The sequence below is a fragment of the Pseudomonas sp. PF05 genome (genome assembly GCF_056521845.1).
Genome location: NZ_JBWLPW010000010.1, coordinates 93626 through 108165 on the forward strand (window position 1 = coordinate 93626; position 14540 = coordinate 108165).

At 63.1% G+C, this 14540-nt stretch carries 13 protein-coding genes; 9 read left to right on the top strand and 4 right to left on the bottom strand.

The annotated features are described in order from the left end of the window. Positions 1–4: 4 nt before the first annotated feature. Together AC09SL_RS17805 and AC09SL_RS17810 are read right to left on the bottom strand one after the other, a co-directional pair. Positions 5–820, bottom strand: a complete 816-nt coding sequence (locus tag AC09SL_RS17805) for a rhodanese-like domain-containing protein (RefSeq protein WP_058546515.1) — start codon at positions 818–820, stop codon at positions 5–7. A 42-nt stretch (positions 821–862) separates the two neighbouring features. Next, a complete protein-coding gene (locus AC09SL_RS17810; RefSeq protein ID WP_058546516.1) occupies positions 863–2401 on the bottom strand; it encodes an HDOD domain-containing protein in 1539 nt (512 codons plus the stop codon). A gap of 166 nt (positions 2402–2567) precedes the next feature. On the opposite strand from AC09SL_RS17810, the gene motA reads away from it, so the two are divergent. Both motA and motB read left to right on the top strand, forming a co-directional pair. Beyond that, complete coding sequence (gene motA, locus AC09SL_RS17815; protein ID WP_058546517.1) at positions 2568–3419, top strand: flagellar motor stator protein MotA; 852 nt, start codon at positions 2568–2570, stop codon at positions 3417–3419. A 3-nt stretch (positions 3420–3422) separates the two neighbouring features. Next, positions 3423–4460, top strand: a complete 1038-nt coding sequence (motB, locus tag AC09SL_RS17820; protein WP_058546518.1) for a flagellar motor protein MotB — start codon at positions 3423–3425, stop codon at positions 4458–4460. Positions 4461–4649: 189 nt separating this feature from the next. On the opposite strand, the gene rsgA is transcribed toward motB, so the two are convergent. Further along, entirely contained in the window at positions 4650–5681 is a 1032-nt protein-coding gene (gene rsgA / locus AC09SL_RS17825; protein ID WP_028237543.1) for a small ribosomal subunit biogenesis GTPase RsgA, read from the bottom strand. Between the two features lie 109 nt (positions 5682–5790). Here rsgA and orn point away from each other — a divergent pair, with 109 nt between their 5' ends. After that, on the top strand, positions 5791–6333 hold the full coding sequence (gene orn / locus AC09SL_RS17830) for an oligoribonuclease (protein WP_058546519.1): 543 nt from the start codon (positions 5791–5793) through the stop codon (positions 6331–6333). Between the two features lie 185 nt (positions 6334–6518). After that, complete coding sequence (locus tag AC09SL_RS17835; RefSeq protein ID WP_058546520.1) at positions 6519–7130, top strand: trimeric intracellular cation channel family protein; 612 nt, start codon at positions 6519–6521, stop codon at positions 7128–7130. On the opposite strand, the gene queG is transcribed toward AC09SL_RS17835, so the two are convergent. Then, entirely contained in the window at positions 7112–8191 is a 1080-nt protein-coding gene (gene queG / locus AC09SL_RS17840; protein ID WP_058546521.1) for a tRNA epoxyqueuosine(34) reductase QueG, read from the bottom strand. The two genes, AC09SL_RS17835 and queG, sit on opposite strands and share 19 nt — an antisense overlap. A 63-nt stretch (positions 8192–8254) precedes the next feature. Here queG and AC09SL_RS17845 point away from each other — a divergent pair, with 63 nt between their 5' ends. Genes AC09SL_RS17845 through miaA form a run of 5 tightly spaced genes read left to right on the top strand, consistent with a single transcriptional unit; the run spans position 8255 to position 14524 of the window. Then, on the top strand, positions 8255–9754 hold the full coding sequence (locus tag AC09SL_RS17845) for a bifunctional ADP-dependent NAD(P)H-hydrate dehydratase/NAD(P)H-hydrate epimerase (protein WP_058546522.1): 1500 nt from the start codon (positions 8255–8257) through the stop codon (positions 9752–9754). Beyond that, a complete protein-coding gene (tsaE, locus tag AC09SL_RS17850) occupies positions 9742–10209 on the top strand; it encodes a tRNA (adenosine(37)-N6)-threonylcarbamoyltransferase complex ATPase subunit type 1 TsaE (protein ID WP_058546523.1) in 468 nt (155 codons plus the stop codon). The genes AC09SL_RS17845 and tsaE overlap by 13 nt, the downstream gene beginning before the upstream one ends. Positions 10210–10212: 3 nt before the next feature. Then, positions 10213–11643, top strand: coding sequence for an N-acetylmuramoyl-L-alanine amidase (locus AC09SL_RS17855; RefSeq protein ID WP_058546524.1), 1431 nt, complete (start codon positions 10213–10215; stop codon positions 11641–11643). After that, complete coding sequence (gene mutL / locus AC09SL_RS17860) at positions 11640–13553, top strand: DNA mismatch repair endonuclease MutL (RefSeq protein WP_058546525.1); 1914 nt, start codon at positions 11640–11642, stop codon at positions 13551–13553. Before AC09SL_RS17855 ends, mutL begins: the two co-directional genes overlap by 4 nt. Then, positions 13553–14524: a tRNA (adenosine(37)-N6)-dimethylallyltransferase MiaA gene (miaA, locus tag AC09SL_RS17865; RefSeq protein ID WP_058546526.1), complete on the top strand. Its 972-nt coding sequence runs from the start codon at positions 13553–13555 to the stop codon at positions 14522–14524. The genes mutL and miaA overlap by 1 nt, the downstream gene beginning before the upstream one ends. Positions 14525–14540: the final 16 nt, after the last annotated feature.

Here is a 14540-nt window from a genome sequence, read left to right on the forward strand (position 1 = left end):
ACCTTCAAAGCTCGATCGGTGTGTCGGGGTGGTTGCCCCATTCACCCCAGGAACCGGCATAGCCTTTGACCCTTGGATAACCGAGCGCCTTGGCCACCAGGTAGGTGAAGCCGGAGCGGTGGTGAGTCTGGCAGTGGGTGATGATTTCTTTGTCAGGCGTGATGCCCAAACGTTCGAGGATTTGCGGCATGTCCTTGCGGATGCGCAGGTTGCGCGCCTGGTCCATGCCGGCAGTCCATTCGAAATTGACCGCGCCGGGAATGTGCCCGCCTCGGGCTGCGACGACTTTCTCGCCGGAATATTCCAGCGGGCCACGAGCGTCCCAGATCGCCAGGTCGGCCGCGCCGAGGCGGCTTTGCAGGTACTCGCGGGTGGCGGTGGGCTCGTCGTGCAGCATCAGGCCGACCGGGCCTGCAACCGGTGCAGGCACTTCGACGGACACCGGCAGGCCTTCATCCAGCCACGACAGCAAGCCGCCGTCGAGGTAGTGGTAGTTCGAGTGGCCGATCACGTCCAGCAGCCAGATAAACCGCCCGGCCCAGCCGCCGCCTTCATCGTCATAGACCACATAGACCGCATCCGCGTTGTGCCCGAGCTCGCCGAACAGGGCTTCCAGGTCGGCTTGGGCCGGCAGCAGGCCCGGCGCCGGCGGCTGGCCGAGCTGGGTACGCTTGGGGTCGACGAAGCGTGCGCCAGGAATATGCCCGGTGCTGTAGCGGGCGGCGCTGGTAAGGTCCACCAGAATCAGTTCGCAGGCGTCGAGGCGCGGCAGCAGTTCGCTCGGCTCGATCACCAGCGGCAAGCCAGAGAAGTCAGGCATGTGAGGTCTCCAGGGGCGCAAAGGGAAAGGATTGTAGCAAGTTCAGCGGCCGCGGTTGGTAAAGGTATGCAGGGCCCTTTCGATGCATTGCACGGTTTTGCCGAAGGCTTGCACGGTCACGTCCGAGAACGGTCCGCCACCCTGGTCCACCGCCACCAGCATGATCACCCGGCCATTGCAGGTCAGGGAGCGCAACAGCAGGTGCTCACCTCGGAACAGGCTGCGCAGGCCCGGTGGCAGCAGCGCCGAAAACTGCGCGTTGTTGTCCGGGGTCAGGCGAACCTGGGCCTGCTGGGCCAGCAGTCGCTGCACTATTTTGCTCTGGCTGATGGTAAAGCTCATGGCCGCGGCTTCTTTCGGCAGGCCGGCAGTCTGGTGAACGCGCACGCTTGTCTGGTTGCGGTCGGCCATCAGGATCATCACCCGGCGCATGCCACAGGCCACCAACACGTCCCGTGCCGAGGTGGTCAGGTGCATGGCATTGCTGAAGGGGCTCGGTTCCACCAGCAGAGCGGAACATTGCTTGCGCCACTGGCTCAGGTCCTCGGCGCTGGGTGGAGGAGGAGGTAGCAAGCGGGGATGGATGTGACGGCTGCCCCAGGGCCAGATCAGCGCCACGGCCGGATGCCAGAGGTCCGGCATGGCGTCATGACGGGCACTCGTGACGGCTTGTTGGTGCAGCTGTTGCTGGACCTCATCCATCGGCATCTGCAGATACAAACTGGTGAGGTATTGCCAGCGGGCGCTGTGGGGGCCGTCCCAGGCCTGTTGCGCTGACAGTGCCAGGCCGTTGGCCAGCAACACGGTATTGGCCGGTTGATTGAGCCAGCGCCGCAGGGTCGGGTCGTCGTCCAGGCGATTTTGCTGGCGCAGCGGGTGCTCGCTGTCCCGGGCGATGCGCAGGACTTTCACCAGCTCACGGCGTTCATTGAGCAACAGGCGATAACCTTGCGCCACCCAGATAGGCAAGCGCCAGGTCTCTGCCAGCGCCAGGCAGATGTTCAGCAGGCTGACGCCGAACAATTCGCGCTCCACCTTGCGCGCAGGCTCGCCTTTGTGGACGACCCGCAACTCCCACTCCTCCAGCAACCGCGGGTGAGTCAGGGCCAGTGGCCAGAGCGGCGAGAGAAACAACAGGCTGCCCCAGTGTATGTCCTGCCACAGCCGCGCCAGGCGGCTGGCAAAAAAACCATTGGCCTGTTGCGTGGCGTGCTGGCTGATCAATTGCAACTGGCGCAAGGCGATGGGAATTTCGTCCCCCGGCAACGACGGCAGGCGAGCGAGCAGTTCCTCGGTACGCTTGAGACCGAGGCGGTTGATGGCCACTTCGAGATTTTCCGCAGGTTCTGCAAGGCTGCCATGGGTGTGATGGTTGGCCTCGCGGATGACGCTCAGGGCCAGGGCAGGGCTGTCCTGCATCAGTTCGGCGATGTCACGCAACGAACGGCGGCTGTCGGCAATGGCCTTGCAGACCATGTCGTGGCTGGCCTGGGGCACTGGCAGGTGTACGCCACCGAGCAGCTTCACCCAGCCTTCGAGGGTGGTCGGTCGTGGCGTTGGAACCTTCGTTTCGTTAGTCATGGCTGGACGTGATCATCGTATGAATTCTCTACGCCCGGAACGGGGCAAATTGGCTTTTCGCCTGAACAGCCTATAGTCTGGCGCAGTTTTGCCGATAAGTAGAAGAAGAGATTTTTCAGCTTCCGAATATGACCTTGAACCCGACTTAAATAAGTACTTTCTATCTATGGCTAAAATTATCGGCATCATCGTCGTGTTCGCGAGCGTGCTCGGCGGATACGTGCTCTCCCATGGCAAGATTGCCGCCCTGATCCAGCCTTTCGAGGTACTGATCATCGGTGGCGCGGCCCTCGGTGCATTCCTGCAGGCCAACCCTGGCTATATGACGATGCATGTGCTCAAGAAGTCCCTGGGCATGTTCAGTTCGCGTTTCAGCCACACCTTCTACCTTGAGGTGCTGGGCCTGATCTACGAGATTCTCAACAAGAGCCGCCGCGAAGGCATGATGGCGATCGAAGGCGATATCGAAGACGCTGCCGCCAGCCCGATTTTCGCCAAGTACCCTGCGGTACTCAAGGACGCCCGCATGACGGCGTTCATTTGTGATTACCTGCGCATCATGTCGTCCGGCAACATGGCGCCCCATGAGCTCGAAGGCTTGTTCGACATGGAGCTGTACAGCCTCAAGGAAGACCTGGAGCACCCGTCCCACGCGGTCAATGGCATCGCTGACGGCATGCCCGGCTTCGGTATCGTCGCGGCGGTACTCGGGATCGTCGTGACCATGGCGTCCCTGGGGGATGGCGACCAGAAATCCATCGGCCTGCACGTCGGTGCGGCCCTGGTGGGTACCTTCTTCGGTATTTTGGCCGCGTACGGTTTCTTCGGTCCCTTGGCCCACTCCCTAGCCCACGACGCCAAGGAAGAGCTCAATGTCTATGAGGCCATCAAGGCTTCCCTGGTGGCCTCGGCCTCGGGCATGCCGCCATCGCTGGCGGTGGAGTTCGGTCGCAAGGTCCTGTACCCGGCGCACCGTCCAAGCTTCGCCGAGCTGGAACAAGCGGTTCGCGGTCGTTAAACCATGGAAAATAACCAGCCGATTATTGTAAAGCGCGTCAAGCGCATTGCCGGCGGGCATCACGGCGGCGCTTGGAAAATTGCCTTCGCCGACTTCGCGACGGCGATGATGGCGTTCTTCCTGGTGTTGTGGCTGCTGTCCACGGCAACCCCGGAACAGAAGATCGCCATCGCCGGTTACTTCAAGGACCCGGTCGGTTTCTCTGAAAGTGGCACGCCCTACATCATTGACCTGGGCGGTTCGCCGACCTTGGCGCCGGACACGACCCTCAATCCTGAGGTCAAGTCCCAGCCCCAGCCCGACAAGGTGACGGTGGATTCCGAACAGGTCGAAGGCATGGCCGAACAGGTCGAGCGCGAGCGCCTGGAATTGCTGCTGCAGGAATTGCAGAACAAGGTCGAAGAAAATCCTGAACTGCAGAAGTTCAAGGACCAGATTCTGTTCGAGATCACGCCGAACGGCTTGCGCATCCAGATCATGGACGCCGAGAACCGACCGATGTTCGACTCAGGCAGTGCGCGCCTCAAGCCTTATTTCGAAGACATCCTGCTGGCCATGGCCGACACCATCAAGGCGGTGCCGAACAAGATCAGCATCAGCGGTCATACCGATGCCAAGCCCTACATCGGCAAGGGAGACTTCGGTAACTGGGAGCTGTCCGCCAACCGCGCCAACGCGGCACGTCGCGCCCTGGTGGCGGGCAGTTACCCGGATGAGCAGGTGGCACGGGTGGTCGGTTATGCGTCTTCAGCGCTGTTCGATCGCAAGGACCCGTTCAACCCGGTCAACCGACGCATCGATATCGTGGTGTTGACCAAGAAGGCCCAGCAGGCCATCGAGGGCTCACAAACCAATGACCCGGCGCCGGATCCGGCCCAGGGCCAGGGCGCGCCAGGTGAAGTGCCGGCGACGCCGGGAGCTGCGGCGGACCCGAACGCGTTACCGGCGGACCAGCAACCCGTGCCTGCCCATGAATTGCGCGAACGCCTGAACCTGTTCGACGACGTGGCGCCGAAGCCGGCGGAACCGCCGGCGCAGTGATCTGACTGGCGCGAGCAAGTTTGTGGCGAGGGGATTTATCTGGGGCGAGGGGATTTATCCCCGCTGGGCTGCGAAGCAGCCCCTGTTGTTCATCATTCTGAATTCAGAGTGATGCACAGAAGAGGGGCGCTTCGCGCCCCAGCGGGGATAAATCCCCTCGCCACAATTGTGTCTGGCTCACATTCCAGGTCAGTAACTGCTTTCCGGCAGGCTGGCGATGATCGAGCGGTAGCTGTTCATCCGTTGCTGATGCACGCGGCCTTCTTCCAAGGCCTTGAGCAGGGCGCAACCGGGTTCGCGGTCGTGCTTGCAGTCGCGGAAGCGGCAGGTGCCGATCAGCTCGTTGAACTCGATGAACCCGGCTTCGACATCGGCCCGGCTGACGTGGCCCAGGCCGAACTCGCGAATCCCCGGGGAGTCGATCAATTCACCGCCGCCAGGGAAGTGGAACAGCCGTGCCGTGGTGGTGGTGTGGGTGCCCTGGCCGGACAGTTCGGACAACGGCCCGACGCGCGTCTCGACGTCCGGCAGCAAGCTGTTGACCAGCGATGACTTGCCGACGCCGGACTGGCCGACGAACACACTGATGCGCCCGTCCAGCTGTTGTTGCAGTTGTTCCATGCCGTTGCCGTGGTGGGCCGAGACTTCCAGCACCGGGTAACCCAGATCCCGGTAGACCGACAGCAGCGCGTTCAGCGCCGGGGCGTTGTGCTCGTCGATCAGGTCGAATTTGTTGAGCAGCAACAGCGGACGGATGCCAGCGTGCTCGGCGGCCACCAGGTAACGGTCGATCAGGTTGGCGTGGGGTTCGGGCAGCGGGGCGAACACGATGACAATCATGTCGACGTTGGCGGCCACGGGCTTGAGTTGGCCTCGGCTGTCCGGGCGGCACAGCTCGGTGTGGCGCGGCAATTGCGCCACAATCACGCCGATGCCCTGGTTGCCGGCACGCCAAACGACCTGGTCGCCCGTCACCAGCGCCGGCAGGTTGGCGCGCAAGTGGCAGCGGAACACCTGGCCGGCCAGTTCGCCTTCCCGGGCCTCGACCTCGACCTGCACGCCGAAGTGGGCGATGACCAGGCCGGTCTGTTCAGGGCCCAGGTCGCCACCCTCCAGGGCTTCGACAGCACTGGATTCGCGTTTGGCGGCGCGGGCGGCGCGCTCGCCCTGGATCTTTTCGATGCGCCAGTTTTGACGACGATTGAGTTGGCGTTTGGCCATGGGTGTTCCGTATGAAGAAATGCAGCGAATAGGGTAAAACGGCCGCGAGTTTAGCACGCCCAAGGGTCGGCCTAGGCTAAACTGCGTGGCTACGCCGAGGAGCTTCCCTATGCAAAACCCGCAAAACCTGATCTGGATCGACCTGGAAATGACCGGTCTGAACCCGGACACCGACGTCATCATCGAAATGGCCACCATCGTCACCGACAGCGACCTCAACACCTTGGCCGAAGGCCCGGTCATCGCGATCCATCACAGCGACGAAATCCTGGCTGGCATGGACGAGTGGAATACGCGCCAGCACGGCGGCTCGGGCCTGACCCAGCGGGTGCGCGAGAGCAAGATCAGCATGGCCGAGGCCGAAGCCCAGACCCTCGCCTTCCTGGAGCGGTGGGTGCCCAAGGGCAAGTCGCCGATCTGCGGCAACAGCATCTGCCAGGATCGTCGCTTCCTGTATACCCACATGAAGTCCCTGGAAAGCTACTTCCACTACCGCAACCTGGACGTCTCCACCCTCAAGGAGCTGGCCGCCCGCTGGGCGCCGCAAGTACGCGACAGCTTCCAGAAAGGCGGCAGCCACCTGGCGCTGGACGACATCCGCGAGTCCATTGCCGAGTTGCAGCATTACCGTAAGCACTTCATCAAGTTCTAAAGGCGCCCTATAGACGCTGTGTAGGAGCTGTACAGGAGCTGTGTAGGAGCTGACGAGTGCAACGAGGCTGCGATCTTTCCCCTGACAATTGAGTCGTGAGTGAAGATCAAAAGATCGCAGCCTCGTTGCACTCGTCAGCTCCTACACAGCTCCTACGCGCGCGTATTTCTGAAGGATCGTTGTCAATGTTGCTGATGCTTTATCTGATCGCCATCACCGCGGAAGCCATGACTGGCGCCTTGTCTGCCGGGCGTCGGGGTATGGACTGGTTCGGCGTGGTGCTGATCGCTTGTGTCACGGCGCTGGGTGGTGGCTCGGTGCGCGACGTGCTGCTCGGTCATTACCCGCTCACGTGGGTCAAGCATCCGGAGTACCTGGTGCTGACCACCGCAGCGGCGATGCTGACGGTGTTCCTGGCGCGCTGGATGCGGCATTTGCGCTCGTTGTTCCTGGTGCTCGACGCCGTGGGGCTGGTGGCGTTCACCCTGATCGGCTGCATGACGGCCCTGGAAATGGGCCATGGCATGCTGGTGGCGTCGGTCAGTGGGGTCATCACTGGGGTGTTCGGCGGTATTCTGCGGGACATCTTTTGCAACGATATTCCACTGATCTTCCGTCGCGAGCTCTACGCCAGCGTTTCGTTTGCCGCGGCGTGGTGTTATCTGTTGTGCGTCTTCCTGCAACTGCCGAGCGAACAGGCGATCCTCATTACCTTGTTCGGCGGTTTCCTGCTGCGGCTCCTGGCGATTCGTTTTCACTGGGAAATGCCGAAATTCGTCTACAACGACGAGGTTTGACGCTCGGCATGTTGACGCAACGCCCACTCCACGTGCTCGCGCACCAGCGCTGACGGGTAGTCGCGCCGTGCCTCCAGCGCTTGCAGCACGGGAATCGTTGACGGCGCATTACCCAGGCCCACCGCGAGGTTGCGCAGCCAGCGCTCGTAACCGGCACGGCGCAGCGGTGAGCCTTCGGTGCTGCTCAGGAAAGTCGCCTCGTCCCACATGAACAGCTCGGCCAGCCCGGCATTGTCCAGGTTGTGCCGTGGCTTGAAGTCGCTTTCCCCGGATGGTCGGGCGAAGCGGTTCCATGGGCAGACGATCTGGCAGTCGTCACAGCCGAACACCCGGTTGCCTATTAATGGCCGCAGTTCCTCGGGGATGGCGCTTTTCAGTTCGATGGTCAGGTAGGAAATGCAGCGACGGGCATCGAGCACGTAGGGCCCGACGAAGGCATTTGTAGGACAGATGTCCAGGCACGCGGTGCATTTTCCGCAATGTTCGCTGGCATGGGGTGGGTCCACCGGCAGCGGCAGGTCGACAAACAGCTCGCTCAGGAAGAAATAGCTACCGGCCTTGCGGTTCAATACCAGGGTGTTTTTACCGATCCAGCCCAGGCCGGCCTGTTCGGCGATGGCTTTTTCCAATACCGGCGCGCTGTCGACGAAGGCGCGATAACCGAAGGGGCCGATGACTGCCTGAATTTTTTCTGCCAATTGCTGCACGCGTTTACGGATCAATTTGTGGTAATCGCGGCCCAATGCATAACGCGAGACGTAGGCTTTCTCCGGTTGGCCGAGCATCTGCGCCATGTGCGTGTCGCCCGACAGGTAGTCCATGCGCAGGGACACGACTCGCAATGTGCCCGGTACAAGCTCTTCGGGGTGCGAGCGTTTGCTGCCGTGGGCGCCCATGTAATCCATCTCGCCGTGATAACCCGCGTCGAGCCAGCGTTGCAAATGCTGCTCGTGCTCGGCAAGGTCCAGGCCGCTGATGCCGACCTGCTGGAAACCCAGTTCGCGGCCCCACTCCTTGATGGATTGGGCGAGGGCGGGGAGGTCTGTGGGAATGACAGGCATGAGGCGAGAGAAACCAGAGCTGAGATGCGTATAATTCTGCCAGACATCGGAGCCCGAAGACGCATGCCGCACACTAAAGATGATTTTCCCGACGCGCTGTACAGCGCAGCGCAGGTCCGGGCCCTCGACGCACAACTGATCGCGGCCGGCACCGCCGGCTTCGAATTGATGCAGCGCGCCGCCCGCGCCACTTGGCGAGCCATTGTCCGGCGCTGGCCTGATGCCCGCGAGCTGACGGTGCTGGCCGGGCATGGCAACAACGCTGGCGATGGCTACCTGGTCGCGACCCTGGCCCGGCGCGCCGGTTGGTCGGTGCGGGTGCTGACGGTCGGCGAGCCCGGGCGCTTGCAGGGCGACGCCGCCAACGCCCACGCCGAGGCTGTGGCGGTGGGCGTGCCGATGGAGTCATGGTCGGATGAGGCAGAGTTGCGCGGCGTGCTGCTGGATGCGCTGCTCGGCACGGGCTTGAGTGGTGATGTGCGCGAGCCTTATGTGCAGGCTATCGATACGATCAATGTCAGCGGCCTGCCGGTCGCGGCGGTGGATATCCCCTCGGGGTTGTGCGCCGATACCGGCCGGGTGCTGGGCACGGCAGTGGTGGCCGACCTGACCGTGACCTTCATTGGCTTGAAGCTGGGCCTGTTTACTGGCGAGGCGGCGGACCGGGTCGGTGAACTGGTGTTCAACGACCTGCACGCCGATCCAGATATTGTTGACGCGGCACCGGTCAGCGCCCGATTGCTCCTACCCCATAATCTGCCCCGCCTGACGCCTCGCGCTGCCACGTCCCACAAAGGCAAGTTCGGTCACGTGCTGTTGATCGGTGGCGACCGGGGCTTTGGCGGCGCGATCCAGATGAGCGCCGAAAGCGCCCTGCGGTGCGGTGCGGGGATGGTTTCGATGGCGACCCGCAGCGAGCACGTATCCGCCGCGCTGACGCGTTTGCCGGAAGTGATGGTACAAGGCACCCATTCGGCGAACCAATTGATGGGCTTGCTCCAACAGGCCAGTGTGCTGGTGGTCGGGCCGGGCCTGGGCCAGGCCGCGTGGGGGCGCAGCCTGTTGTCGGCGGCGGCCAATGCGCCGCTGCCGCAAGTGTGGGATGCCGATGCGCTGAACCTGCTGAGCAGCGGCGATGTCCACCTGCCTGGGCAGTGTGTCATCACCCCGCACCCGGGCGAGGCGGCACGATTGTTGGAGTTATCCACAGCCCAGGTGCAGGCCGATCGCCCGGCGGCGGCCCATGCATTGAGCCAGAAATACACCGCCACCGTGATCCTCAAGGGCGCCGGCAGCCTGATTGCCAGCCCGGACGGTCGCCTGGCAGTTTGCAGCCAGGGCCATCCGGCCATGGCCACGGCGGGCCTGGGGGATGTGCTGGCCGGTGTGGTCGGCGCCTTGCTGGCCCAGGGCATGGAAGGATTCGAGGCCGCGTGCCTGGCGGTCTGGCTGCATGCCAATGCCGGTGCCCAGGCCGGTCGGTCGGGTCGGGGGATGGCGGCCACCGATCTGATTCCGACCATTCGTCAGTTGTTGGAGGAGCATTCACCGTGTCTGAAGTAACCCTGTACGTGGCGGACGAGCAAGCCATGGCCCAGTTTGGCGCCCGCATCGCGCAGACGACCGCCGGCCACGGCCTGATCTTTCTCGAAGGCGATCTCGGCGCGGGGAAAACCACCTTGTCCCGCGGCATCATTCGCGGCCTCGGGCACGTCGGCTCCGTCAAGAGCCCCACGTTCACCTTGGTCGAGCCTTACGAGATCGGCGACATTCGCGCCTTCCATTTCGACTTGTATCGACTGGTGGATCCTGAAGAGCTGGAATTCCTCGGTATCCGCGATTATTTCGAAGATGACGCCTTGTGCCTGATCGAATGGCCCCAGAAGGGTGCAGGCTTTTTGCCAAAGCCCGACCTGACCATTACCATTGGCGCGCAGAATGGCGGGCGTTCGCTGAAACTGACGCCGCAAGGCTCGCGTGGCGAGTCGTGGTGTGCCGCTTTGGCATTGGAAAACTAATTGATGATGGGGTTTGGTATGCGCTTTCGCGCGGTGGTTGCTGTCGTAGGACTGTTGCTTACGGCAATGGCCGTCGATGCTGTGGCCGAGACAAAGGTCAGCAGCGTTCGCCTCTGGCGGGCGCCGGACAACACACGGCTGGTGTTCGACTTGACGGGCCCGGTGCAGCACAGCGTATTCACCCTGACCGCCCCGGATCGCCTGGTGATCGACATCAACGGTGCGTCCCTGGGCGCGCCATTGAACGTGGCGACCGCCAACACGCCGATTACGGCGATACGCTCGGCCCAACGGACGCCGACCGACCTGCGGGTGGTCATCGACCTGAAAAAAGTCGTGACCCCGAAAAGCTTCACACTGGCTCCCAACGCCCAGTACGGCAACCGGCTGGTGGTTGACCTGTTCGACAACCCGGCCGATGCCGACCCACCGGCACCACCGCCAACCAAGGTCGCCACGGTGCCAGCGGTGCCGGTGACCCCGACCCAACCTACGCTCAAGCTGCCACCGACCCCGTCGGGCAAGCGCGACATCATCGTGGTGATCGACGCCGGTCATGGCGGCGAGGACCCAGGGGCTTCGGGCTCGCGCGGGCAACGTGAAAAAGACGTGGTGCTGTCCATCGCCCGTGAATTGCAGCGTCAGGTCAACGGCATGAAAGGCTTCCGCGCCGAACTGACCCGTACCGGCGACTACTTCATTCCCTTGCGTGGGCGTACCGAAATCGCCCGCAAGAAAGGCGCTGACCTGTTCGTCTCCATCCACGCCGACGCCGCGCCTTCGAAGGCTGCGTTCGGGGCCTCGGTGTTTGCCCTGTCCGACCGTGGCGCGACTTCCGAAACCGCTCGCTGGCTGGCTGATACCGAAAACCGTTCCGACCTGATCGGCGGTGCCGGCAACGTCAGCCTCGACGATAAGGACCGGATGCTCGCCGGTGTCTTGCTCGACTTGTCGATGACGGCCTCGTTGACCTCCAGCCTGAACGTCGGCCAGAAAGTCCTGAGCAACATCGGTCGCGTCACGCCGCTGCACAAGCGGCGCGTCGAGCAGGCCGGGTTCATGGTGCTCAAGTCGCCGGACATCCCGTCGATCCTGGTGGAAACCGGCTTCATTTCCAACGCCAATGAAGCGTCCAAGCTGACCTCCGCCAATCATCAGCAGGCATTGGCCCGCTCGATCAGCAGTGGTGTGCGGCAGTTCTTCCAGCAGAACCCGCCGCCAGGCACCTACATCGCCTGGCTGCGCGACTCTGGCAAGATCGTCCAGGGCCCGCGGGACCATCGGGTCAATCCCGGGGAAACCCTGGCGATGATCGCCGTGCGTTACCAGGTGTCGCCAGCGACCTTGCGCAGCGCCAACCACCTCAAGAGCGACGAGCTCAAGATCGGCCAGACCCTGACCATTCCCGGCAATGACGTGGCGGTCCAGCAATGAGTGATGAAGCGATCGGCAGCACTGCCCGCATCGAACTGCTCAGCCCCCGGCTGGCGAACCAGATCGCCGCCGGTGAAGTGGTCGAGCGGCCGGCGTCGGTCATCAAGGAACTGCTGGAAAACAGCCTTGATTCCGGGGCCAAACGCATCGATGTGGATGTCGAGCAGGGCGGCGTCAAGCTGCTGCGGGTACGCGACGACGGTGGCGGTATTTCTTCCGACGACCTGCCGCTGGCCCTGGCGCGTCACGCCACCAGCAAGATCCGCGACCTGGAAGACCTCGAGCGGGTCATGAGCCTGGGGTTTCGGGGCGAGGCGCTGGCGTCCATCAGTTCGGTGTCGCGCCTGACCCTCACCTCTCGCACCCGCGATGCCGAGCAGGCCTGGCAGGTCGAGACCGAGGGCCGGGACATGGCCTCTCGCGTGCAGCCTGCGGCCCATCCGGTGGGTACCTCGGTGGAAGTGCGCGACCTGTTCTTCAATACCCCGGCCCGGCGCAAGTTCCTCAAGGCTGAGAAGACCGAATTCGATCATCTGCAAGAAGTCATCAAGCGCCTGGCCTTGGCGCGTTTCGACGTGGCGTTCCATTTGCGTCACAACGGCAAGACCATCCTCAGCCTGCACGAGGCCCACGATGATGCGGCCCGCGCCCGCCGTGTCGGCGCGGTGTGCGGTGCAGGTTTCCTGGAGCAGGCATTGCCCATCGAGGTGGAGCGCAATGGCCTGCACTTGTGGGGTTGGGTCGGGTTGCCGACATTTTCCCGCAGCCAGGCGGACTTGCAGTATTTCTATGTGAACGGTCGGGCGGTGCGCGACAAACTGGTGGCCCATGCGGTACGCCAGGCATATCGCGATGTGCTGTTCAATGGCCGGCATCCGACCTTCGTGCTGTTTTTCGAAGTCGACCCGGCCGTGGTGGACGTCAACGTGCACCCGACCAAGCATGAGGTGCGTTTCCGTGACGGGCGCATGGTCCACGATTTCCTCTACGGCACCTTGCACCGCGCCTTGGGCGATGTGCGCCCGGAGGATCAACTGGCGGCTCCGGCGGCGGTGGGCGGCATGGTCCGGCCAACGGGGCTGGACGCTGGTGAATTCGGGCCTCAGGGCGAAATGCGCCTGGCGGCCAATGCACTGCTGGAGCAGCCCCAGTCTCAACCGAGCTACAACACGGCTGGCAGCGGTGCCGGCAGCGGCTATCAGTATCAATACACCCCGCGCCCGCAATCCAGCGTACCGGCGGCCGAGGCCCAGGCGGCCTATCGCGAGTTCTTCAAGCCCTTGCCGGAAGCCGGAGCGGCGGCAATGCCCGACGGCCAGGGCGATATCCCGCCGCTGGGCTATGCCCTGGCGCAACTCAAAGGCATTTATATCCTCTCGGAAAATGCCCAGGGCCTGGTCCTGGTGGACATGCACGCCGCCCATGAGCGAATCATGTACGAGCGGCTGAAAATCGCCATGGCCAGCGAAGGCTTGAGCGGCCAGCCGCTGTTGGTGCCTGAAAGCCTGGCGGTCAGCCAGCGCGAAGCCGATTGCGCCGAAGAGCATGTGGCCTGGTTCCAGCGCCTGGGCTTCGAGTTGCAACGCCTGGGCCCGGAAACCCTGGCGATCCGTCAGATCCCGGCCTTGTTGAAACAGGCCGAGGCCAATCGCCTGGTCAGCGACGTGCTGGCGGACTTGATGGAATACGGCACCAGCGACCGCATCCAGGCGCACCTGAACGAACTGCTCGGTACCATGGCCTGCCACGGCGCGATCCGCGCCAACCGGCGCCTGGCCCTGCCGGAAATGAACGGCCTGCTGCGGGATATGGAAAACACCGAGCGCAGCGGTCAATGTAACCATGGCCGGCCGACCTGGACCCAATTGGGCCTGGACGACCTGGACAAACTGTTCCTGCGCGGTCGTTGATGAACCAGTTGCCACCCGCGATTTTCCTGATGGGGCCGACCGCCGCCGGCAAGACCGACCTGGCTATCGAATTGACCAAGGTCCTGCCCTGCGAGTTGATCAGCGTCGATTCGGCCCTGGTCTATCGGGGCATGGACATTGGCACCGCCAAGCCGTCCAAAGCACTGCTGGCCGAGTATCCGCACCGGCTGATCGACATCCTCGATCCCGCCGAAGCCTACTCGGCGGCCGATTTCCGTCGTGATGCCCTCCAGGCCATGGCCGAGATCACCGCGCGCGGCAAGATCCCGCTGTTGGTGGGTGGCACGATGCTGTACTACAAGGCCTTGGTCGAAGGGCTGGCGGACATGCCGGCAGCCGATCCCGAGGTGCGCGCGCAGATCGAAGAGGAGGCCGCACGCCTGGGCTGGCAAGCCCTGCACGAGCAGTTGGCGATCATCGACCCGGAGTCGGCGGCGCGTATTCACCCCAACGACCCGCAGCGGCTCAGTCGGGCCCTGGAGGTTTATCGGGTCAGCGGCCAGAGCATGACGGCCCTGCGCCAGCGACAATCTGCGCAAAGTACTGAAGCAGCCGCTTCGGGACTGCAACAATTGCCCTATACTGTCGCGAATCTGGCCATCGCTCCGGCGAACCGGCAAGTGCTGCATCGGCGAATTGAACAAAGATTCACATTAATGTTGGAACAGGGGTTCATAGACGAGGTCGTAGCCCTGCGTGAGCGAAGTGACCTGCATGCCGGGTTGCCGTCTATACGTGCGGTAGGTTATCGACAAGTCTGGGATTACCTGGACGGCAAGCTGACGTCAGCCGAGATGCAGGAGCGTGGGATCATTGCCACGCGCCAATTGGCGAAACGCCAGTTCACTTGGCTGCGCAGCTGGACTGGCCTGCATTGGCTCGACAGTCTCGATTGCGACAATCTGCCACGCGCCTTGAAATACCTTGGGACCATCTCCATATTGAGCTGAGTCCTTGCAATTGCCG

Coding starts and splice junctions, on each gene's coding strand:
- orn (WP_058546519.1), top strand. CDS start 5,791: ATGCAAAACCCGCAAAACCTGATCTGGATCGACCTGGAAATGACCGGT.
- AC09SL_RS17805 (WP_058546515.1), bottom strand. CDS start 820: ATGCCTGACTTCTCTGGCTTGCCGCTGGTGATCGAGCCGAGCGAACTG.
- AC09SL_RS17835 (WP_058546520.1), top strand. CDS start 6,519: ATGTTGCTGATGCTTTATCTGATCGCCATCACCGCGGAAGCCATGACT.
- mutL (WP_058546525.1), top strand. CDS start 11,640: ATGAGTGATGAAGCGATCGGCAGCACTGCCCGCATCGAACTGCTCAGC.
- motA (WP_058546517.1), top strand. CDS start 2,568: ATGGCTAAAATTATCGGCATCATCGTCGTGTTCGCGAGCGTGCTCGGC.
- AC09SL_RS17810 (WP_058546516.1), bottom strand. CDS start 2,401: ATGACTAACGAAACGAAGGTTCCAACGCCACGACCGACCACCCTCGAA.
- AC09SL_RS17845 (WP_058546522.1), top strand. CDS start 8,255: ATGCCGCACACTAAAGATGATTTTCCCGACGCGCTGTACAGCGCAGCG.
- AC09SL_RS17855 (WP_058546524.1), top strand. CDS start 10,213: ATGATGGGGTTTGGTATGCGCTTTCGCGCGGTGGTTGCTGTCGTAGGA.
- rsgA (WP_028237543.1), bottom strand. CDS start 5,681: ATGGCCAAACGCCAACTCAATCGTCGTCAAAACTGGCGCATCGAAAAG.
- motB (WP_058546518.1), top strand. CDS start 3,423: ATGGAAAATAACCAGCCGATTATTGTAAAGCGCGTCAAGCGCATTGCC.
- queG (WP_058546521.1), bottom strand. CDS start 8,191: ATGCCTGTCATTCCCACAGACCTCCCCGCCCTCGCCCAATCCATCAAG.
- miaA (WP_058546526.1), top strand. CDS start 13,553: ATGAACCAGTTGCCACCCGCGATTTTCCTGATGGGGCCGACCGCCGCC.